Genomic DNA, 22,376 nt, shown 5'->3' with positions numbered 1-22,376 from the left:
AAACGGTGTTGATCAACTATCCGGCACATTATGCGCACCGAGCCGGGGCACGTCTGCTGCTTTGGTGGGTATGGAGCCGACTGTCTTTATCGGGCAGGATGGAGTTTGTCCCCCTGAGACAGTTTTGCATACGAGATGGCGCTGGCGACCCAGATCCGAGGCGAGGACCTCTGGCATGGTCAGGACCGGCTCGCAACAGGCATCCACGTTCCGGAACAGACGCCTCCACTCCGCCTGGTCCCTGCTCTTGAAAATCGAGGCAACCTTGTCTTTTACAGCTGCTCCGCCGAACTGAGCAGGAATCAGCTCCTCGCAGCCGGCGACCCGGCAGAAGGCTGTCCAGAATTTCGGTTCCACCGCGCCAAGACTCATGTGGCGTCCGTCGCGTGTCTCATAGATGTTGTAAAAAGGCTGGGTCCCCGAGAGAAAATGACCAACCTGGCGCACCTCCGCCAGGTTGCGCTGCATTTGACAGAATGCGAAAACATTCATCGCAAACGCCCCGTCACGAAGAGAGACATCAAGGTGGCACCCCTTTCCGGTGCGGTCTCTCTGGATCACCGCGGCCAACAGTCCGGAAAGTGCCAGCAGGCTGCCGCCGCCAAGATCAGCGATGGGTACAGATGGAACATCAAGCGCGCGTCCCGTGATCGGTGCGCCGGTATCGAAACTCCCGGCCAGGGCCTGGTAATTCAAGTCGTGACCCCCTTTTTCGGCGTAGTCGCCGCTCTGGCCGTAACCGGAAACGGAGACGTAAATCACCCCAGGGTGAATTTGGCTGACGGAGTCATAGTCGAGGCCCAGCTTTTTCATGACACCAGGTCGAAATCCCTCGACAACGATATTGTATTTTCCCATCATCTGCAGGACGCGGTCTTTTCCCCCCGGTTGTTTCAGGTCGCAGGTGATGCTTTTTTTCCCTCGGTTGACAACATCGAACAGCGGAAAATAACCGGCTCCCTCAGGATCGTTGAAACTCCTCGCAAAGTCTCCTCCCAGCGGATTTTCCAGCTTGACGATCTCCGCGCCCATCTCCGCCATGAGCCAGGTCATGAACGGACCCGGCAGGTTCATGGTAAGATCGAGCACCTTGATTCCCAGCAGCGCCTGCTTCATACCGTCTCCGCTGTCTGTTTTTCCGCTGGGCTCTCTCGTCCGCCGTCATACTGGTCTTTGTACTTTGCCCGTATATCCTTCTTGGAAAACTTGCCTACGCTGGTCTTGGGGATCTCATCCACAAAGATCACCTCCTCCGGTCTCAGCTGCCACTTGGCAAACTGATTGCCGAGGGTGTCGATGACCTCTCCCGCAGTCATGGACATGCCGTATTTGAGGGCCACCAGTGCCAACGGCCGCTCCTGGTACTTCGGATGATGGACGCCAACCACGCAGGCTTCGAGCACTTTAGGGTTGGCCATGATGGTGTTCTCAAGGTCGATGGTGGAGATCCACTCGCCGCCGCTCTTGATGATGTCTTTCAGCCGGTCGGTTATCTTCAGGTAGCCGTTCTCATCGAGGCAGCCGGCATCACCGGTACGCCAGTAACCATTGACAAAGGCGGATTCGCTTCGTGGATCGTCAAAGTAGGACGCCGTAATCCAGGGACCCTTTACCAGGATCTCGCCAGTAGCCGTACTCCCAGCTTCTATTGGTTTTCCGGTGGTTGCATCGGCAATAATCAGGTCGAGGCCGACAAACGGCAGTCCCTGTTTCTTTTTCAGGTCCCACTTTTCGTCATCGGTGAGTGAGTCCAGGGACGGCTTGAGGGCGTTGAGCGTGACCAGGGGGGTGGACTCCGTTGCCCCGTAGGCGTGGATAATATTGGCGCCGTATTTCGCGAACCCCTTCATCATGCCCAGGGAAGGTTCGGTGGCGCCACTGATAATGCGCAGGTTTTCAAATTTCGGTTTTTCCTCCAGGGAATCCAGGTAGTGCAGCATGGGGATGAGGATCGCCGGGGCGCCCTGGTTGACAGTCACCTTCTCTGACATCATCAAGTCGACCAGTACATTTAGCGTCTCTGTTGTATACATGCCTGGAAAGACGAGCTTTGCCCCGACCAGGCAGGCGGAAAAGTAGAGGCCCCAGCCGTGACAGTGAAACATCGGTACCGTCTGTAACAGCACATCCCTGTTCGTCATTTCCGTTGCCAGCGCGAAAGCGTTGGTGTGGAGGTAGATGCAGCGATGGGAGTAGTAGACTCCTTTGGGCTTACCGGTGGTTCCTGATGTGTAGCAGGCGGAAAAGGCTGATCGTTCGTCCACCATCGGCCAGTCAAATTCCGGCTTTTCCGCCGCGAGCATATCCTCGTAGCTGTCGGACAACGTAAGGGTCGACCGCACCTCTTCAAACGGTTTGTCGGTGATGACATAGTATTTCCCGACAGTGGTCAGCCGTTTGGCTATAGGCTCGATTAAGGGCAGCAGGGTATCGTTGACGAAGAGATGGGAGGCGTTGCTGTGGGTTAGGACGTAGACCTTGTCATCTTCGGAGATTCGCAGGTTCACCTGCAGCAGAACCGCCCCGATACCGGAAATCGCCTGGTAGAGTTCCCAGTAGCGGTGAGTGTTCCACTCAACCACTGCCACCCTGTCTCCAGGCTGGACTCCCTGGTTCACCAGGGCATTGGCCAGCTGCTTGATTCGTCTGTAGGCCTCGGCATAATTATACCTGAACAGGGAGCCGTCCAGGCGGCGGGATACGACTTCGACCTCGGGAAAAGTCCGGGCCGCACCTTTGATAAAGCTGACTGTATTGAGTTGAAAATCGTCGCCCGATGTTGCAGGGCAACCTGTAATGAAATCCTGGGACATAGTTACCTCCTTATCCTTGGTATTCAATTTCTCGAGCCCGTAGCGGTTTGTTATCTGGCACTCAGCCTGACGCAGGCATCCAGTCGTATGGTTTCTCCATTCAGCATTGGGTTGACCACAATCTGCTCCACCAGCATGGCGAACTCATCGGAATAGCCCAGCCGTTTTGGAAAAGGCATCATCTGCACAAGGGACGCCCTGGCTTTTTCCGGCAGCCCCTGCAGCATGGGCGTTTCGAAAAGGCCCGGGGCAATGGTCATCACCCGTATGCCATATTCGGCGAATTCCCTGGCAACCGGCAGGGTCATGCCCACCACCCCGGCCTTGGAGGCGGCATAGGCAGCCTGGCCGATCTGGCCATCATAAGCGGCAACCGAGGCGGTGTTGACGATCACGCCTTTTTCATTGTCGGCCATCGGTTCATTGTGCATCATCTTCTCCGCAGCCAGACGCATCACATTCATGGTGCCGATAAGGTTGACCTGTACAACCAGATTAAATTTGGCAATAGGCATTGGTCCTTCCTTGCCGATTACCTTCATGGGGGTGCCTACTCCGGCACAGTTGACGGCCAGGTTGAGACAGCCGAAGCGGTTTACGGTTGCATCAAGCGCACTAGCGACGGATTCTTCCGACGTTACGTTCGTTTCACAGAACAGGGCGTTATCCCCTAATTCCCCCGCGAGATCGTGTCCCCTGTTTGTGTCCATATCGAGAATAGCCGCTTTACCTCCTCCGCCGATTATCCTGCGCACCGTAGCTTCCCCTAAGCCCGACGCGCCACCGGTTACAACCGCAACACAATTTTCAATCTGCATATTGACTCTCCCGTTTTCATTTTTGCAGGGCTGTTTCGTTCCTGTTTGTTAGCCTCCAGCTACATGTAAAGCGAGTAATTGCTCTCTTTTTATATGAAACCACCGGGCTGTTGACAAGTCAAGTGAAAAAAAGAGTAATTGCTCTTTTTGTTCAGTTGTGGTTTGAACCGTGCTCTGTCATGGATTGCGGAGGTAAATTTTCAGGGAGGATTTTCAGGTGGGGAGGTATAAAAAGAGCGTATTTTACGAACAATAATTCGCAAGGTAGTTGATGGACATCACTTTGAGCTCCCTGATGATTGCTTCTTCGGACTCTTTGTCTTTTTTACCTTTGAGGTATGCAAGATCGCAAATTGCAGCACCGGCGACAAGAAATACCTGAATGACCCTGGTGAGGTCTTCAGATCGTATTTCGACACCTTTTTCCAGGAGCAATCTTGCCATGTTTGAAGAGAGTTTCAACTCCAGTTCCTTTTCAATCTCGTAGAGCTTTGGGCTTGATTGTATAGCTCTCCTGATGGCAAAGAAGGCGCTGTTTTCCCGGTTTACAACGACATAGGCATCAATGTACGCATATATGACCGATTGCCAGTCATCATCATCAACTTCAACACTGGTCAACGCTTCAATTATCGTATCTCGCAGATTCTGTACAAGGGCTGTGAGTATTGCTAATTTATTTGGGAAATAACGGTAAACAGTTGAAACCCGCAAACCCGCATGTTCAGCCAGCATGTTGGTGTTGAAATCGTCCAGTCCGACTTTAACAAGCACTTGTGCCGATGTTTCAAGTATGAGAGCTACGGTTTCCTCTGCCCGCCGTTGTGCCGGTTTTTTTCGAGGGCTCAACTCCACCTGCTGTATCTTGATATCTTTGATTTTCTTCATGTTGATTTAGGTCAGAAGACGTTGTAAAAAATTGCTGAGATACAATAATAAGAGTAATTACTCTCTTTGTGAATCTACAAAATTCATCACCCCATTGCAACCCCTGAAAATCGATGTAAGGTCATTACAACCACCTCTCCTTTTGAGGGGTAGTCTTCTGGTAAGATAAACGATTGACAATCGCCGCCACGAACACCAGCAAGGAGCTTTGACATGACAATCGCGCAAACCATAAAGGAAATTGGTGAAAAATTGTGCAAGGACAAAAAACTGGCGGATGTACGCATCGGTCTTGGCTATACCTGCGTCGAGCTGAAAGACGGTGCGGCTGGAATTGCCTGGACCCCAAACCGTAATGCGGCTTCTTCCTGTACACATCTACCAAAAGCAGGCTCCATCCAGGACACATTCGAGCAAGACATTCTACAGCTGTTGGAAAGCGACAATCATTTGGAGCGGGCCATCGGCCTTGCCGCCTTTAACGCTGTTTATTCCAGGAAAGAGCAGCAATACAGTGACGCCGAAGCCATCTCCATGCTTAACATCCAGGCTGCCGATCATGTGGTGATGGTTGGTCATTTTGCTCCCGTCATCCCCAGGATAAAGAAAACCGGGTGCACTCTTGATGTGTTAGACCTCAACTCCGCAAAACCGGGTATCGTCGATATTCGCTCTGCCCCTGATTTGCTTGCTTCATGCGATGTTGCGATCATCACCTCGACCAGCATAATCAACGATACAATCGACAACCTCTTGAGCCACCTGCAGAGAAACCGCGCCGCAGTGCTTCTCGGGCCGTCAACCCCGGTCTGCCCGGAAGCGTTTGCAAATACCAGAATTACCCAGCTAAGCGGTTCACGGGTGAAGGAAACGGAGCTGCTGAAAAGAATTATTTCCCAGGGCGGCGGTACCATGCTCATGAAGAAGCACCTGGAATTCGTCAGTGTTGCCGTTTAATCTTTTTCGTCACATTGTGGTTCTTGATAATTTGTTTCAAGAAATTAGTTTGTCATTAAGAGGTTGCCAATGGGAGGAGTCTAAATTCGATCAAAAATTCTGCTATTAGCGGATTAATCCCTGATGCGGCATAAAGCATTCTTGAGAGTTACAGCTTGATTATCACCAACTGCAATGCGGAGGAGGCCAGGTCTCTGTTGAAAACATGGTGATGAGGGGGGAAGAATTTGTGATGATAGAAACATCGGAAAGAGTTGCCTGGCTATCCATTCTGGTAAATCTGGTTCTGGTGAGCATCAAAACCGCGCTGGCTTTTCTGTCCGGCAGCATCGCCGTCAGGGCCGATGCCCTGCATTCACTCGCCGATGTCTTGTCATCGATTATCATCATAATCGGCATAAAGATATCGAAGCGATCTTCCCGCGCTTTCCCCTACGGATTGTACAAAGTTGAAAATCTGGTGGCTCTTGTAACATCGGTACTCATTGTTTTTGCCGGGTATGAAATTATAAAAAAGGTTTTTGACAGCCGTCAATCAATACCAACCGATATTCCTCTGACCTGCGCGGGCATCATCGGCACCATTATAATTGCCTGGCTGTTTTCACGATATGAACTCAAGGTTGGACTGCAGACAAAATCACCCAGTCTCATTGCCGACTCCCGCCACATCCTGACCGATGTGTTGTCGTCCGTTGTTATCCTTGCCGCGATGGTAGGCAGTGCCATAGGTTTTGCCCTTGATCGATATGCTGCTGTCGTTGTCGTACTGTTTATCGGCCGTGCCGCCATACGCATTTTTCTCGATTCGGTTCGCGTTCTACTTGACGCTTCCCTTGACTTCGATACCCTGTCCAAGATTCGCGATCTTGTCCTTGCCGACGCAAGGGTGCTGGAAATTAACGGTATCTGGGGAAGAAATGCAGGCCGCTACAAATTTGTTGAGCTGGATATATCTCTCCATGTCCAGGAATTGCAAAAGGGACACCGGATATCAGAAGAACTGGAGAACAGGATAAAGCTGGCAATTCCTGAGGTTGACCGGGTCCTGATCCATTATCAACCTCGAACAAAGAAACATCTTGTCTATGGAATTCCCCTTGCCGAGGATAAGAAGACAATTTCTGACCATTTCGGTGAAGCACCTTTTTTTCGACTTTGTTGTCTCGAGAACTCCGGAGGTGGCGTGGTCAACGAACAGGTCCTGGTTAATCCTTACTGCAAAGAGAGCAAGGCGAAAGGTATCAAGGTAGCGAAATGGCTGCTGGAAAACAACATGGACATACTGTTGACTCATCAAGATCAGTCAGGAAAAGGACCGGGATTTGTCCTGGGTGACGGAGGTGCTGAGATATTGCTTACCAGTGAAGTGGATAGCAATAAGGCGATAGCTGCTGTGCAAGAAGAGATGAGGCATGTCACTTTCCCTGTAAAAGAATGACTTTGCCCAGGTTGTCTGGTAGTGTTCATACGCACAAAAAATTTTCGAACAGGACCATCCCATGGCAATCTCCAGAATTCCCGTAAAAAAAAGTGCCTCTACCGAGGTGATCCTTGAGAGTATTTCAGACGGTGTCTTCACTGTCGACAGCGATTGGCAGGTAACCTCCTTTAACCGGGCGGCAGAGGAGATTACGGGAATTCCCCGGGAAGAAGCGATCGGTCGTTCCTGCTCAGAAGTACTGCGCTCCAATATGTGCGGTGAAGATTGCCCCCTCGCCCAGACCGTGAAAGACGGGCGGCCGATCATCGGTCGAGCTGGGGTCTTCATCAATGCCAGCGGCAACCGCATCCCGATCAGCATCTCCACTGCAGTTTTGCGCGATGAGAGGAACCGGATTATCGGTGGCGCCGAAACTTTTCGTGACCTTTCTGAGGTCGAGGCCCTGCGCCGGGAACTCGCAGGGAAAACCCATCTCGGCACCATGACAAGCCAAAACGCAGAAATGCAGCGACTTTTCCAAATCATGCCGGCTATCGCCGCCAGCCCAAGCACGGTACTGGTTCTCGGTGAGACCGGTACGGGCAAGGAACTGGTGGCACGAACCATACACAACCTCAGCCTGCACAGTCGCGGCCCATTCATCGCCGTCAATTGTGGTGCCCTGCCCGACAGTTTGCTCGAATCGGAACTCTTTGGCTACAAAGCCGGGGCGTTCACTGGAGCGAACCGGGATAAGCCAGGTCGTTTCGCCCTCGCCCGGGGCGGCACTATCTTCCTGGATGAAATAGGCGAAATCACCCCGGCACTGCAGGTCAAGCTGCTGCGGGTGCTCCAGGAGAAGAGCTTTGAACCTCTCGGGGCGGTACGCACGGAAACGACCACCGCAAGGGTTATCGTGGCCACAAATCAGGATCTGGCCAAGCTGTTGAAACAGGGATTGTTTCGCGAGGATCTCTACTACCGTATCAATGTTATCCGCCTCGAATTACCGCCCCTGAGGCGGCGCAAGGAGGACATCCCGATGCTGACCGAGAGTATTATCGACCGCTTCAACCGCTGCCAGCAAAAAAACGTCAGCGGCGTCAGCACTGAGACCCTTGCCCTTCTGATGGCTTATGACTGGCCGGGTAATATTCGGGAGCTGGAAAATACGATAGAACACGCTTTTATTCTCTGCAGAACCGGAACGATCAATAATAGCCACTTGCCCCCGGAGATGCTGAAGCCGACGCTTGCCGCCGGAAGGACCACCGACCTGCGCACTATCCGTTCCGTAATCGATACCCAAGCTATCGAAGCGGCGCTGGCCCGCAACGGTTTTAATCGACTGGCCGCAGCGAGAGAGTTGGGGATTCATAAAACAACGCTGCTGCGTCGTATGAAACAACTCGGCGTGCCGTTTCCCGAACGAGATGGCCGCAGTCGAGACACTCAGCAATAGTAGCAAAATTGCACCTGTCCAACCATGGCTATAGGTGCACTTTTGCACCTATAGCCATCCTCAATACTTCAGTTTTTCTCGTTTATATCTTATATATTCAAATGGTTATCGATATAATCCGGATTACCCTGTCTGTTGGCATTGTCCTTGCTCTATAAATTATATCAAGAGGTAGGAATCGCCTGAAAAAATAAGGTAACACAAGGGTATCTTGAATAAATGAAGCTTTCGTTCAAGATCAAGGCACGGGTAGATATTTTATACTGCAGGTACATTTTTCACCCGCAATCCGGAGATTGATCCAAGAGACTCTTTATTCAAGGTGTTCATAACTTAGTAAGGAGGTTAGCTATGCCAGGAGGAGATGGAACCGGACCGATGGGTTATGGAGTGATGACCGGTCGTGCTGGTAGATTTTGCAGCGACAGGGGGATGACGGGATTTGCCAACAACTCCACCGGCCGCGGCGGCTATGGGTATGGCCGAAACTGCCCCGCCTGGAGACAGGATTTTGGCCGTAGAGGGTGGCGGAATATGGCCCCGCCCGCTGGAGGAACAAACCGTTTGCTCCTTAGCGGATCCGGACGATCTGCTTCACCAGATCCTGCAACAGAGAAAAGCATCCTGAAGAATCAGGCTGCGGTTCTGCAACAAGAACTCGAGCAGATAAACGTCCGCCTGCAGGCTCTCGAGTCTGAGTAAACGGAATTTAACAACTCCACATAACCAGGCTGGCGCCGGAGATGGGGAGCAGGAGAAGAACAATCGATGAAACTTAAGAGTTCCGGGTTGGAAATGCTGGAGACATGCAGCACCTGCCAGCAGAAAGAGCATTCGGCTGCAACCCGCCGGGCCAATAAGAGCGAAAAAGAAAACCGCGAACAACAGCGTCTGCAATCCCGGCTCTGCCGCATCAAGCATAAGATAATCGTCCTTTCCGGCAAAGGCGGCGTTGGCAAGAGCATGGTCGCGGTCAATCTGGCTATCAGTCTGGCACGGTCCGGCAAGCGCGTTGGGGTGTTGGATGTTGACATCCATGGCCCGAGCATTCCAACCATGCTCGGTTTGGAGAACGAAAAGCTGCACGGGGACGGCAATGATCTGCTGCCGATCAGTTACGGGAACCTGATGGTAATGTCCATCGGCTTTGTCCTCAACAACCACGACGAAGCGCTCATCTGGCGCGGACCGCGGAAAATAGCCGCGATCAAGCAATTCCTGGCTGATGTCGCCTGGGGCGATCTCGACTGCCTTGTTGTCGACTCACCTCCCGGTACCGGTGATGAGGTGTTGTCGGTTTGCCAGCTTATAGACAATCTTGACGGTGCGATCCTCGTCACAACGCCGCAAAAAATAGCTGCCATCGACGTCCGTAAAACGGTGACTTTCTGTCGGCGCCTGCAGGTGCCGATTCTTGGCGTAGTGGAGAATATGAATGGTTTTGTATGTCCAAAATGTGGGGAAATCACCAGTATCCTCCCGGAAGGAGAGGGGCGAAAGATCGCTCAAGACATGGAGATTCCTTTTCTGGGCTCAATCCCCATCGATCCGGATATTGCCTGGGCTGGCGATCGGGGAAGCCCTTTTCTCGAGCAGTTTGCTGACAGTCGGACGGCTGAAATTATGAACCGGGTCGTAGCACCACTTTTGTCACTGATTTCGGCAAAAGGCCCAAACCGGTCCAAACGGTTAGCTGTAGAATCAGCATCATCTGTTTGAACTGATGTAAAAACCGACTATTGCTTATACGCTGCGGGGCAGCATAAACTAAGCAGTCCTTTGTCTGGACGCATTTTTCACCAAAATTTACTATTTATCACAACATGACATCAACAGTTTCACCTCGGATCACCATTCTTGTAGACAACCGGGCCGCTGCCGGTCTCACCACTGAGCATGGCTTCAGTCTCTGGGTTGAAGTCGGAAACCGGCACATCCTCTTCGATACCGGCCAAAAAAGCGGACTGCTGGTCGAAAATGCTTCCCTGCTAGGTATTGATTTAGCCGAAACGGACTCGATCGTTCTCAGCCATGGGCATTATGACCACAGCGGCGGACTGTCGCAGATTTTAAGGCTCGCTCCCCAGGCGGAAATCTACCTTCATCCCGCTGCTGTTGCGCCTCGTTGCAGTATCGTGGCGGGGGTACCGAAATCGATCAAGATGCCGACGATTTCCCAGATGGCGCTTAACCGGGTGCCCATGGAAAAACTGCACTGGCTGCAACGTGAGGATCATCTGGGCCCAGGTATCGGTGTGACTGGCCCGATTCCAAGACTCTCTTCATTCGAGGAGAACGGCAGTTCATTTTTCCTCGACTGTGTCGGTCTGCGTCCAGACCCCATCGACGACGACCTCGCCCTATGGATGGAAACCACACAAGGGCTGATTGTAATCGTCGGCTGCGCCCATGCCGGCCTCATCAACACCATAAACTACGTCAGCAGGTTAACCGGTGATCGACGGATCAGAGCGATAATCGGGGGATTTCACCTGCAGAGCGCAGGCCCGCAACGTTTAAGGCAAACTGTAGCAGCACTCCAGGCATACAACCCGGAACTGATCGTGCCCTGTCACTGTACCGGCGAGGCAGCCGTCGCGATCCTGCAGGACACTTTCGGCGAACGCGTCTGCCCGGGTATGGCCGGTATGATCTGTCGGATCGATCACCAGAGCCAGCTTACCATCAGCCATCGCTCTGCCATGACAGCAGCTTGAAAATCGGTTCAGTGTTTGAAGATGATTTGTGGGGAAAGCCATTCATTGTTGCGTTTTAGCAACAGATGTGAAATATGGGCTTCATCTTGCCGGCGCTGTGAAGGTGGACAGGAGCGCCAGCTGTTGTAACTGCTTTGTAAAAAACGAGTGGGAAAGGGAATGGTCAGTCATAACATGGGCTCAGCAACTTCAACAGCTAATTAAAGAAGTGCTGGAGGCCCATGTCATGAAATAGATAGGCTGTAGTGGCAATGAAAAAGTCACGGCCGACTTTTAATGCTCGTGGTCGTGGCTTTCGTTCTCGTGACGATCATGGTCATGCTCGTGAATTACATCTTTTGGGTCATGTTTATGTCCATGACTTGATTCATCTCCAGGATGGGTGTGCTCGTGTTCGTGTTCAAAATTGTGGGCATGAGTGTGAACGTGATGGTGTGGATGGCTGTGCTCCTGGTCTCCATGCTTATGTGTGTGTTCATGCTCGTGTTTATGTTCGTGGGTGTGGCTATGCTTATGTTGGTGTTTGCCGTGGCTCATGTGTCTTCTCCCAATGGTTGTGTGGAAAGATGTTTAAACTTATATCAAGATATACATTGCCCGGAATTTATCAAGAGGTGAGAGTCTATTTGTTTCGTAAATTCAGCAAGATGATACAAGGTGGTATGCCTTCTGATCTCTGCCATTGTCGAATCGGTCTGAATTGTTAGAGGCTGGTCCTGATTTCGCTTTATTTTAGGGGGCGAAGATTCATATTTCGGCTGATTGCCAGAGCAAGTATTGTTTTTTGCCTCAGTTGGAAATGGAAAATTCTCAGCTCAAGTTAACGAGTATTTCGCTCTCTTCGTTCGTAAGTAATCTGTGATTGCCGTCGTTTTTTCTTCTGAATCGCCCCTGGTGCAGTTTGCATAACAGATTGGCTTCTTTAACCGCTTACGTTGGGACGATGGGCAAGAGACATTCCTGTTCTTGTTGCAGTTTATCACCCCCTCGGCTGCCATTGAATACGTGGGTTGTTTAGTTGGCGCATACGAATATTTCATCCCTGCCTCAGCTGATCCGAAATTGCTCGACCGGCCATCATGAGATCGCTTCGCAATTTTTCAATCTTTTCCGGATTCATGCGAGAAGTCGGGCCTGAGACTGAAATAGCATAGGAGGGGAGTGGGGCGTTGAAAATCGGGATCGCAATGCAGCGCAAACCCAATGCCCACTCTTCATCATCAATAGAGTATCCCTGGTTCTTAATTTTAACGAGCTCGCTTTGAAGGCTTTGCTTATCGGTTATGGTATGTGAGGTCAGGGCCTTGAAAACACATTTGTTCAAATATTCTTGTTGTTCTTCATCACTTCTGCTAGCCAAAATAGCCTTTCCCATTGCCAATGTGTGGGCCGGAGAGCGATCTCCGATATGGGAATCAAATTTTATCACTTCTGTTCCAAGCACGGCATCCACGACAATAATGTCTGAGCCGTCGAGACGACCCAGGTTAACCGTCTCGCCATAAAGATTCGACAGTTCACGCATAAACGATCTGGCGAGAGAGCGAACAGTGTCTATGTCGTCAATCTTGTTGGCAATCTCAAAAAGCTTCAATGAGAGGCTGTACTTTGAATCTGCCCCCTGGTGGAGGTAGCCCAGGTCTTTAAGAGCTGCGAGAAAACGGTGGCTGGCGCTCCGGTTCTGACCCGAGAGCTTCGCAAGCTCCGTCACGGACAGACTGCCGTTTTCCGCCAGGATTTCTAAAATATTTAATCCCTTCTCAAGGGTGGAAATTTTGTAAATGGTTTTTTCAGTTTTGGTTGTCATAGCACTAACCTTGACGATGTTTGAGTGGTCTTGATCGGTAACACTTTTATGCCAATGAGAAGTTTTAAGCCTCATTGTGTCATAATAAATATGACATAATTATTTTTTTCTTTCAAGTGGTTTTGGTAGGTAAGTATTCGACAGGTAAGGTAATTTATCAGTAAATTTCGAGTTTACATCAATATTAGGGATATGACAGTCTTGTAAAATTTAGACAATGTCGTTGACATGTGTATGATATAGTGATAAACAGTCATAAATAACGAACATGTGTCATAATATGTATGACGCATGCTTTTGACTAGTGACGGTTTCCGTCAGTCGTGAATTTTGAGAAATCGTCAGACGGGGCTGGTTGAAAAACAATTGTGCTATTTCCAATAAAGAGCGGGTTTCGGTCGTTGCTGGGAAGGAAAGGGAGGTGTTAAATCTCTTTGGAAAGCTGATAAGTCGGCCAGGTAAAGCGTTGTCAGTGACGCGCAGTGTTAAAGTGATAGCTTGAAATAACGGAGAAAAAAATGAGCAAAAAGAATGACTTTGCCAGAAGGCTGGACCACGAACAAATCAGAAATCGAGTGGCCATCTATGATTTCACCCTGGGCCTGATGGAGATTAAAGGTGAAGATGCCCGCGCCTTCCTCGAAGGCATGTGTGTCAACGATATTGGCCGCCTCGTTCCAGGCCAGGTCACTTACACCAGTATGCTGAATGAGCAGGCTCAGATGATTGACGATGTCACCGTCTACTGCTTTCACGATGAGAAATTCTGGGTGATCTCGGCTTTCAAGAACGATACCCTGCGCTGGTTTAATGAGCACCGGACCAATTGTGCGGTATCTTTTGAGGATTTGTCCGAAGAGATTGTCCTCTGGGCAATCCAGGGTCCGGATTCCCGCCGGCTCCTGGCTTCCTGTCTGGTCCAGGATATGACCGACATGAAATACTACACTTTCATGGAAAATCAGGTGGGTGGAGTGCCGGTCATCCTTTCTCGTACCGGCTTTACCGGGGAGCTTGGATTTGAAATTTTTGCCGATAAAACCCGCATCGACCGTATTGTTGAAACCCTTCTGAAAGCTGGTAAGAAATATGGAGGCCGACTGATCGAAAGTGATGTCACCATGGAAAGTGTTCCCACTGAAAAGGGATTGGTTACCGTCCGGGATTTTAGGGGAAACAATCCCCTGGAGCTGGGCATGGGATGGTCGGTGAAATGGGACAAGGATTTCATTGGTAAAAAAGCACTCGAAAAAGTCAAGAAAGCAGGTATTACCCGCAAATTGATGGGTTTCGTTGCTGAAGACGATGAAATCGATATTGAAAATGAAAGCCCGGTCAAGGTCAAGGGTAAGGTAGTTGGCAAGGTAACCACCGCCAACTACGGATACACCGTGGAAAAAAGCATTGGTTACTGTCTTCTGGATGTGAAGGCGGCTGAACCGGATGCAAAGGTTGTCGTTGAAACCGGAGGGCAAGAGGTTGCAATCACCCTTTGTAACCGGGTGTTTTATGATGCGGAAAGAACACGGGTTAATGCTGTCCAGAGCGTGGGCAACCTCACTTTCGAAAGCACCCGTGATTTCCTTGAAAATCGTACCGTCAGCTCACCCAAGGAAATTACCGGCGTCTATGCCGCCATGCCCACGCCAATGCTACGTGACGAGAGCCTGGATGTAAAAAATATCGCTGTACAGGTTAACCGTTGTATCGAAAACGGCCTTGATGGAATCCTTGTGGGGGGCAATTCCGGCGAATTTCCATCTCTTTCCATTGAAGAGCGTAAGCTGCTCTTTAAAACCGCTGTTGATGCCGCCGCCGGAAAGCTCAAGATTGTCGCCTGCTGTGGGGCCAATACGACCAAATGGACAAAGGATCTGTGTTCCTACGCCGGTGAAGTAGGTGCAGATTATGTGCTGGTTATGACCCCGTATGATCCGGCAACCACCGAGGAGGGCGCGTTGGCTTTCTACAAGGAAATTGCCCGCTTTTCCAAGCCGGGGGTGATGATCTACCATTACCCGGATGCGACCAACGTCACTATGTCCACCGAATCAATCGCTGAGCTGGCTCGTGAGAAAAATATCGTAGGTATCAAAAACGTGGCCGACCTTACGAGCACTGTGGCCATCATAAACGCGACTCGCCACCAGTCTTTTTCGGTACTCAGCGGCCTTGATGAGGTCTTCCTTGGCACCATGGCATGTGGCGGCGAAGGTTTCATGGGCGTGGGAGCCAGTGTCGCACCGGCACTGTGCCGTGAAATCTACGACGCCTACCAGGCGGGTGAAGTGAAAAGGGCCCAGGAGTGCCACCGCAAACTCTGCAAGATCATGGAGGTGGTCTTTGGCCTTCCCTTTCCTGGGTCGCTTAAGGCATCCGTTGAGGTTCAGGGCTATGAATGTGGCCATGCGAGGAGGCCGTCTGCGACGGTTGATCGAGCAGGAAGGAGACAACTCCACAACATATTGGTTCAAACGGGAGTGATCGGCAGTCGACAATCTGCGACGGTTGATTGTGATGGCAGGAAACTACTGAAGAACATGTTGGCTGAAGTAGTAGAGGTGAACGGTTAAACCCGATCAAGAAGAGATATGTCGAGGTCATTTCTGCATCGCCTATCGCAACAATGAAAGATCATGCTGGCAAATTTTAAAAGGCTAACCTTATCAACGTGGATGCATCTGCAAACTCCTGGTTAGTGACAGTGCACCGTTGCTGATCGGGAGGAAAACATCATTATTTATAAGGGGAAGTAGCAATGAAAAAAATTTTTGAATCGATATTTGGTGAATACGATCAATATGTATTCTACCCGCTTATGGCCACATTAACGGCAGCTGTTGGACTCATTGTTTTTGACAATAAGGGATTTCAGGCTTTTTTCGACACCATCAACAAATGGCTCATTTTTAACTTCGCCTGGGGATTTCAGGTAAGTGCTCTTATCGTAATTTTGTTCGGATTCTGGTTGGCTTTCAGTCGGTATGGAAAACTAAAACTGGGCAAAGAGGATGACCAACCGGAATTCAGTACCCTGGCGTGGGTGTCAATGATGTTCAGTGCTGGGTTTGGTTTGGGTGTATGGATGTGGACAGGTGCTGAGATCATGTATCACTTAGATACCTCCGCAATGATCGCAAATGCAGGGCAGACTGGGAAACCTGGAGGGGTTCCGATGGCTTTGCAGAGTGTCTTCATGGATTGGGGTATTCATGGTTGGATGCTGTTTGCAGTTGGTGGATTAGCAATAGCGTTTCCGGCTTACCGACTAGGTAAGCCAATCAATCTCGCAGCAGGACTCTATGGCATATTCAAAGAAAAAGCCTACACAAACAAGTGGGGTAAGGCCACTGATGTTCTCGGTGCGGTCGCCAGTTTAGGCGGAACAGCGGCTGCACTCGGTTTCGGTATAACCATGATTGGTTTTGGTTTGAGCAGTTTTCTGGGAATCGAAGTTGGTTTTACCGGAAAAGTCATTTCGATGATTTTTCTTGTGGCAGCGTTTGTTGCTTCTGCATCAAGTGGTATTAAACGAGGAATAAAATTTCTAAGCCTTGTCAATATATGGATGAGTGCTGCATTGTGTATTTTCTTACTTATTGTTGGGCCTACGAACTATATTTTCACCAACATATTTGAAGCTCTTGGGCTCTATTTAAATAATTTCTTTTCAGCTTCCCTCTGGGGAGATGCAGGGACATTTGTCAATGGGGAATGGCAAACAAGAGGTTGGAATAATTGGTGGTTGGTTTTCTTTATTTTATGGTGGGCAAGTTATATACCTTTCTGCGGGGGATTTATTGCACGAATTTCTAAAGGAAGGACAATAAAAGAATATGTTCTGGGCTCGGTGATATTACCAACGGCAATGACGTTTATCCTCTTTGGAATAATGGGTTCAATAGCAGCTCATATTGAAATATCCGGAGCATTTCCAATATACGAAAGTATTAAAAATGACGTGGGGAGTACGCTTTACGTCATACTCGAACAATATCCTTTTGCCAGTATCACCACCGTCTTTGTTTTCGTAAGTACCATCATCTACGGTATAACGACATACGACTCGACGACATACTTCATCTCCATGCAAGTTGCAAAAGGTGAGAGTGATCCCAAAATAACAATGCGAATCTTATGGGGAGCCGTAATAGGTTTTTTTGGTCTGGTATCAGTGAGTGTAGGGAATTTTGATGCAATAAAATCACTTGCTATTGTTTGTGGAGCCCCATTCTTCGTTGTTTTGATCGTTTATATGTATTCGATTGTTAAAATGCTGAAGATGGCTGATACAGGGGATTTGTGATCCCGTAATCGGAACCGTTGCTATCTTTTAACTGTTAATCCGGCGGGTACCACTGGTAGTTCATGATTTATATACCCGCCGGTTTAATGTTCTTTGTAAGGAAAGAAAAGTTCTCTAAAATATCCAGCTGTTTTTAGTGAGATAGCCTTTACGGAGGATTGGGAAAAGTGAATTTTGATTTCGTTTTAAAAGGTGGGAGAATTATCGATCCTTTCTGCGAATTGGACATGGTTGGAGATATTGCGGTTAAAAATGGCTTTATTGCCGCAATTGACAAGACAATCAATCAGTCTTCCGCATTGGAATATAGTGTTGATAGCTTATTGGTTTGTCCAGGTCTTATAGATTTTCATACTCATATATGTTGGGGCGGTGGATGGGGTGTTGATGCCGATAAAATCGGACCCAAAAGCTGTGTGACAACTCTTGTGGACTTTGGAACATGTGGTGCTGCTAATATATCCGGTTTTATTGAGCACATCGTAAAAAAATCTCAGTTGAATCTCTATTCTTTTTTAAATATTGCTTTCAATGGGCTGAGTGGAGCTGTCTACGCCCCGGATGTTTCCGTATATGTCGGCGAGCTTGAAGATCTCAGAATGGCAATTCCTGATCGAGCTATCCAGGCAGGTACTCAGTATCATAGTATTATACGGGGAATAAAAATAAGATGTTGTTCGGATGCTGCCGGCACTAATGGAGTGGTTGCGTTGCGTACTGCCAAGAAGGTTTCTCTTTCTTTAAAAAAACCCTTAGCTGTTCATATCGGGACGCCGCCCGCAACGGTTGAAGAGATTCTTCCGGTACTGGAAAAGGGTGATATCCTGACCCACGCATTCAGGGGCGATCCTAATTCTTTGATCGATGGCCAAGGTAACGTTGTCACCGAGGCTATCGAGGCTCGGAAGCGTGGAGTGCTTTTTGATATCGGTCACGGCAGCGGAAGTTTTTCTTTTGATACAGCCGAAAAACTGATCAAAAAAGGTTTCTATCCGGACGTGATCAGTTCGGATCTTCATGTGTTCAGTATTGACGGACCGGCATATGACTTACCGGCAACCATGAGCAAATTTCTTGGATTAGGTCTAAGCGTATCTGAAATTATCGAGAGGGTAACCCTTCGTCCCGCCCAGGCAATAAATATTACTGAAAAAGCTGGCACGCTGGCAGTCGGAAGGCCTGCTGATATAGCTGTACTCGAAATAGAGAGAGGAAATTTCAACTATTCGGATACGTGCGAAAAAACGCTCTGTTTCGATCAAAGATTTTCACCTAAAATGACAATTAAAGATGGAGAATTGATCTGGGGAAAGAGCCTGAGAAATAGGTAGTCCTGCGGTTGAAAATCCTTGTTGATCTCATATGAAAAACATTGACACTGATGATCCCGACAGATTGTTTTTCATGAGAAAACTCTGTCTCTTATGAATTCTGGTACAAAATATTAAGGAGAAAGTATATGTCGCTTGCAGCATGTTCCCTCAAACCTGTATCTCCTGATCAGATGACTCGTCTACATGACGCCACTCTGAGAATTCTTGCGGAGACAGGAATTGTCTTTGAATCTGAGGAGGCCTTGGCAATATTTAAAAAACACGGTGCCAGGGTCGAAGGCCGTACAGTCTTTATTGACGAGAAGATGGTCGACGATGCGATTCAAAGCGCACCTTCAACATATCGGCACAGGGGCCGCAATGATGCCCGATCAATCCTTGTAGGACATCGTCAAAAACGGCTGGTTCTCTCCGGGGCGTACGGCCCGGTCAACATCTACGACCCTGAGAATGGCAGGCGCCCGGGAACTATGGAAGATTTTATCAACCTGACCAAACTCTCTCATGCCCTGGATAGCGTAAGCGTCGTTGGGGGATTGCCAGTCGACCCAAGTGACCTGGAGCCAAAGCATAAAACTTTCCAGATGTTATACCAGATACTGCGCCATACGGACAAACCTATCTGGGCTTTTTCCTCTTTGGGTGAAGATGTCCTGAATATGTTCAAGATGGTAGAAATCGCCTATGGAAGTTCTGCGCAGGTTTGGGAAGAGCATGTTGTTGCTGCCCCTGTGTGTCCCTTATCCCCCCTTAAATACGCCAGAACTGCGTCAGAAACGATCCTCACCTACGCAAGACATCGTCAGCCGTTATATATCAACTCGTGCATCATGGCGGGTGTCTCCGGACCCATAAGTTTGTTGGGTACCGCCACTTTGATGAATACAGAAATTCTTGGTGGTCTGGTACTTGCGCAATTAACAGCACCTGGAACGCCGATTGTTTACGTGCCAGGAGGTACAGTGGCCGATATGCGCAGTGGCTCCTATATTTGCGGATCTCCTGAAAGTAACTTGATAGTTATGGTCGGACTCCAGATGGCGCTCGACCAATATCTCTTACCCACCAGAGTGATGGGGGGCCTGACAGATTCCAAAGCGATAGACTACCAAGCTGGTGCCGAGGTCATGCAGAACCTGTTCATGCCGATCCTTGCCGGGGCGCATTTTCTCAATAATGTACTGGGCACAATGGAAAGTCAGATGACTGTATCCCTGGGGAAATATCTACTGGATGTAGAAAGCATTGAAAGGGTAGTAAGGGTCATGGAAGGTATCTCGGGCGACGATACCGACCTGAGTGTCGACTTGATCCAGCAGGAGGCGCACAAGGGCAATTACCTGATGAACCCCAGCACGCTGAAAAAATGCCGCAGCCGTTGGCAACCTAGTATCGCTGATTGGGATACTTATAACAAATGGCAAAAAGGTGGCAGTCTGAATGCAGAAGATCGTGGCCATTTGAGAAGTAAAGAGATATTGGCAAATTCCCCTGACAGCTTACTGCCCAAGGACATAGAACTTGATTTACGGAAATACGCAGAAAAGAGAGTCTCGGTAGCAATATGACAGGAGTCGTGGGGATATGGGCCGGCCAATCCCATCGTCAATTTATGAACAAACGATGAAAAAGCTCAGATAAATTCCATGGAGAATGACGATTATGTTACGTAGTCAGCATACCCGAATTGTTAATCCGGAGGCCGATCCCCTTTTGCTGGGAACTGGCTGGACTCCTGACGATTTAAGTAAACCGCACGTACTGCTGGAAAGCGCCTACGGCGATAGTCACCCCGGCAGTAGGCACCTAAATCAGCTGGTTGAAGAATCTCGTATCGGAGTTTACAAATCCGGCGGGAAACCGGCAGTATATACAGTAACCGATATCTGTGACGGGGTGGCTTGCGGTCATGACGGGATGAACTACTCTCTGGTTTCACGGGATCTTATAGCGGCAATTGTGGAAATTCATTGCCGATCCTTACCCTATGATGCCTTGATAACGTTCTCTTCCTGCGATAAATCGAGCCCCGCTCATCTTATGGCCATTGCCAGCCTCGATATCCCTGCAATTCACTTCTGCGGCGGTTCGATGATGCCTGGGCCAGACTTCATCACCGCTGTCAAATGCTACGAAACCCGGGAACTGGTTCAGCAAGGGACAATGAGTGAAGAGGAACAGCTTTTCTTTCAGGCAAGTGCCTGTCCGTCAAGCGGGGCCTGTCAATATATGGGTACCGCTGCAACCATGCAGATTATGGCAGAGGCCCTGGGGCTTTCCCTGCCTGGTAATGCCCTGATGCCGGCTTGGTCCAACTTTATTCGACAGTATGCAGACAATGCCGGCAGCCAGGTTTTGAACCTGCTCAAAAGCGGCATTACCCCCGGAAAAATTTTGACGCGCGAGAGCTTTGAAAATGCAATTATGATCCATGCGGCTGTTTCCGGTTCCACCAACGCCCTGCTGCATATACCAGCAATTGCAGACCAGGCAGGTATCGATATATCCCCGGACGATTTTGATTGTATCCACAGAAAAATTCCTGTCCTGTGCAGTATGCAGCTCAGCGGTAAGTGGCCCACCCAGCTTCTCTGGTTTGCTGGTGGTGTTCCCGGGGTCATGCGGGCATTAAAGGACCACCTTCACCTGGAGGCTTTGACCGTTACCGGAAAAACCGTCGGCGAAAATCTGGAAGAATTAGAATCGCGAGGTTTTTTTGCACAGAATGCGCTGTGGCTTAAAAACTACAAGGTCCGCCCGGAAGAAGTTATACAGCCTTTAAAAACCCCTTACAAGAAAGACGGGGGACTGGCTGTACTGAAGGGGAATCTGGCTCCAGGAGGTTCCGTCGTAAAGCATGCGTCGGTTGTTGTGGAAATGCACGAGCATGAGGGTCCAGCCCGGCCTTTTGATTCAGAAGAAGATGCAATTGCGGCCATTGAAAAAGGGGATATCAATGCCGGGGATGTGATTGTTATTCGTTATGAAGGACCTAAAGGTTCTGGCATGCCGGAGATGTTCAAGACAACTGAAACCCTCCACACCAAAGAAGCATTAAGATCTACTGTGTCCCTGGTCACGGACGGCCGTTTTTCCGGAGCATCTCGTGGGCCCGCTATCGGTCATGTTACTCCTGAGGCAGCTGTCGGCGGCCCCATCGCATTAGTTGAGGAGAATGACCTGATAAGAATCAGCGTAGCTAACCGCTCGCTTGATATTGTCGGTATTCGTGGTGTTGCCAAGACAACTGAAGAAATACAACTGATCCTGAACGAGCGTTCAAAAAAGCTAAAGAAATTTACAAACAGCAAAACCGGACCCCTGGGACTGTTTACTCGCTTGGCCAGTGAAACCTCAAGGGGGGCGAGCATACTAAGGGGTAGAAATGTCTAAACGTTCTATTGACCTGCCCCTGGAGATTGTCGGCAAAGCTATTCTGCTGTGGATCAGCGCCGATAAATGACTCCTTACAGCGTCTAAATTGAGTCCATAACCAGTGAGAAGTGATGATGTTATGTTTCTTAAAATATCGTATAATTAGTGTGTTAAGAGATTTTGAGAAAAAAGACGACTGAGCAAAAGGGGGCAACCTATCGGGGCTGGGAGGGGGCGATTGGCAACGCTGATTGACAGATAGTGCGTGGGAAGGCCAGCAAGAAAACTGAATTTGGCGCCAAGATCAGTGTCAGCATGAATGATGGGTTGGCGTTCGTCTTAACAGGGGGAGCATATCCCTTTTTAAAAAGCATCTACAAAATATAATGGTTTTTTAAAAGGGATATGCGGTACCCTATTTGGGAATTGCGCTCTGTCAGGCGAGGTTGTGAGGCATACAAATGAAAACTGTCTCC

16 protein-coding genes are annotated in these 22,376 nt (G+C 49.4%); 11 read left to right on the top strand and 5 right to left on the bottom strand.

The annotated features are described in order from the left end of the window. Window positions 1-12: 12 nt before the first annotated feature. The 4 genes from BLQ17_RS17550 to BLQ17_RS17535 form a co-directional block, all read right to left on the bottom strand. Window positions 13-1,116 carry a CaiB/BaiF CoA transferase family protein gene (locus BLQ17_RS17550; RefSeq protein WP_092225213.1) on the bottom strand — a complete coding sequence of 368 codons (1,104 nt, stop codon included), beginning with the start codon at window positions 1,114-1,116 and terminating at the stop codon, window positions 13-15. Continuing rightward, window positions 1,113-2,813 carry a long-chain-fatty-acid--CoA ligase gene (locus BLQ17_RS17545; protein WP_092225211.1) on the bottom strand — a complete coding sequence of 567 codons (1,701 nt, stop codon included), beginning with the start codon at window positions 2,811-2,813 and terminating at the stop codon, window positions 1,113-1,115. The genes BLQ17_RS17550 and BLQ17_RS17545 overlap by 4 nt, the downstream gene beginning before the upstream one ends. 50 nt (window positions 2,814-2,863) lie before the next feature. Next, window positions 2,864-3,631 (bottom strand): SDR family NAD(P)-dependent oxidoreductase, encoded by a 768-nt coding sequence (locus tag BLQ17_RS17540; protein WP_092225209.1) that lies wholly within the window; start codon window positions 3,629-3,631, stop codon window positions 2,864-2,866. 243 nt (window positions 3,632-3,874) lie between these two features. Further along, on the bottom strand, window positions 3,875-4,519 hold the full coding sequence (locus tag BLQ17_RS17535; RefSeq protein ID WP_092225208.1) for a TetR/AcrR family transcriptional regulator: 645 nt from the start codon (window positions 4,517-4,519) through the stop codon (window positions 3,875-3,877). A gap of 213 nt (window positions 4,520-4,732) precedes the next feature. Between BLQ17_RS17535 and BLQ17_RS17530 the strand changes: the two genes are divergently transcribed. From BLQ17_RS17530 to BLQ17_RS17505, 6 genes are all read left to right on the top strand, one after another. Continuing rightward, a complete protein-coding gene (locus tag BLQ17_RS17530) occupies window positions 4,733-5,476 on the top strand; it encodes a DUF364 domain-containing protein (RefSeq protein WP_092225207.1) in 744 nt (247 codons plus the stop codon). A 232-nt stretch (window positions 5,477-5,708) separates the two neighbouring features. Further along, window positions 5,709-6,917 (top strand): cation diffusion facilitator family transporter, encoded by a 1,209-nt coding sequence (locus BLQ17_RS17525; protein WP_176761293.1) that lies wholly within the window; start codon window positions 5,709-5,711, stop codon window positions 6,915-6,917. 61 nt (window positions 6,918-6,978) lie between these two features. After that, the gene (locus tag BLQ17_RS17520; protein WP_092225203.1) at window positions 6,979-8,361 is read left to right on the top strand and encodes a sigma-54 interaction domain-containing protein; all 1,383 of its coding nucleotides are present in this window, start codon (window positions 6,979-6,981) and stop codon (window positions 8,359-8,361) included. A gap of 351 nt (window positions 8,362-8,712) precedes the next feature. Continuing rightward, window positions 8,713-9,063: a DUF5320 domain-containing protein gene (locus BLQ17_RS17515; RefSeq protein WP_092225201.1), complete on the top strand. Its 351-nt coding sequence runs from the start codon at window positions 8,713-8,715 to the stop codon at window positions 9,061-9,063. A gap of 66 nt (window positions 9,064-9,129) precedes the next feature. Further along, window positions 9,130-10,080, top strand: a complete 951-nt coding sequence (locus BLQ17_RS17510; protein WP_218121833.1) for an Mrp/NBP35 family ATP-binding protein — start codon at window positions 9,130-9,132, stop codon at window positions 10,078-10,080. Window positions 10,081-10,184: 104 nt separating this feature from the next. Next, a complete protein-coding gene (locus BLQ17_RS17505) occupies window positions 10,185-11,078 on the top strand; it encodes an MBL fold metallo-hydrolase (RefSeq protein WP_092225199.1) in 894 nt (297 codons plus the stop codon). A gap of 1,036 nt (window positions 11,079-12,114) precedes the next feature. On the opposite strand, the gene BLQ17_RS17490 is transcribed toward BLQ17_RS17505, so the two are convergent. Then, entirely contained in the window at window positions 12,115-12,885 is a 771-nt protein-coding gene (locus tag BLQ17_RS17490; RefSeq protein ID WP_176761292.1) for an IclR family transcriptional regulator, read from the bottom strand. A 518-nt stretch (window positions 12,886-13,403) separates the two neighbouring features. Between BLQ17_RS17490 and BLQ17_RS17485 the strand changes: the two genes are divergently transcribed. From BLQ17_RS17485 to ilvD, 5 genes are all read left to right on the top strand, one after another. After that, a complete protein-coding gene (locus BLQ17_RS17485) occupies window positions 13,404-15,458 on the top strand; it encodes a dihydrodipicolinate synthase family protein (protein ID WP_092225193.1) in 2,055 nt (684 codons plus the stop codon). A 185-nt stretch (window positions 15,459-15,643) separates the two neighbouring features. Beyond that, the gene (locus BLQ17_RS17480; protein ID WP_092225192.1) at window positions 15,644-17,191 is read left to right on the top strand and encodes a BCCT family transporter; all 1,548 of its coding nucleotides are present in this window, start codon (window positions 15,644-15,646) and stop codon (window positions 17,189-17,191) included. Between the two features lie 167 nt (window positions 17,192-17,358). Continuing rightward, window positions 17,359-18,522, top strand: a complete 1,164-nt coding sequence (locus BLQ17_RS17475; protein WP_245695226.1) for an amidohydrolase/deacetylase family metallohydrolase — start codon at window positions 17,359-17,361, stop codon at window positions 18,520-18,522. 128 nt (window positions 18,523-18,650) lie between these two features. After that, entirely contained in the window at window positions 18,651-20,093 is a 1,443-nt protein-coding gene (locus tag BLQ17_RS17470; RefSeq protein ID WP_092225188.1) for a trimethylamine methyltransferase family protein, read from the top strand. 94 nt (window positions 20,094-20,187) lie between these two features. Continuing rightward, window positions 20,188-21,918 carry a dihydroxy-acid dehydratase gene (gene ilvD / locus BLQ17_RS17465; RefSeq protein ID WP_092225186.1) on the top strand — a complete coding sequence of 577 codons (1,731 nt, stop codon included), beginning with the start codon at window positions 20,188-20,190 and terminating at the stop codon, window positions 21,916-21,918. Window positions 21,919-22,376: the final 458 nt, after the last annotated feature.

Origin of the sequence: Desulforhopalus singaporensis, from assembly GCF_900104445.1 — a bacterium.
GTDB classification, from domain to species: domain Bacteria; phylum Desulfobacterota; class Desulfobulbia; order Desulfobulbales; family Desulfocapsaceae; genus Desulforhopalus_A; species Desulforhopalus_A singaporensis.
The sequence above is the reverse complement of the archived record's forward strand: the minus strand, read 5'-3'. Positions and strand labels throughout refer to the sequence as shown.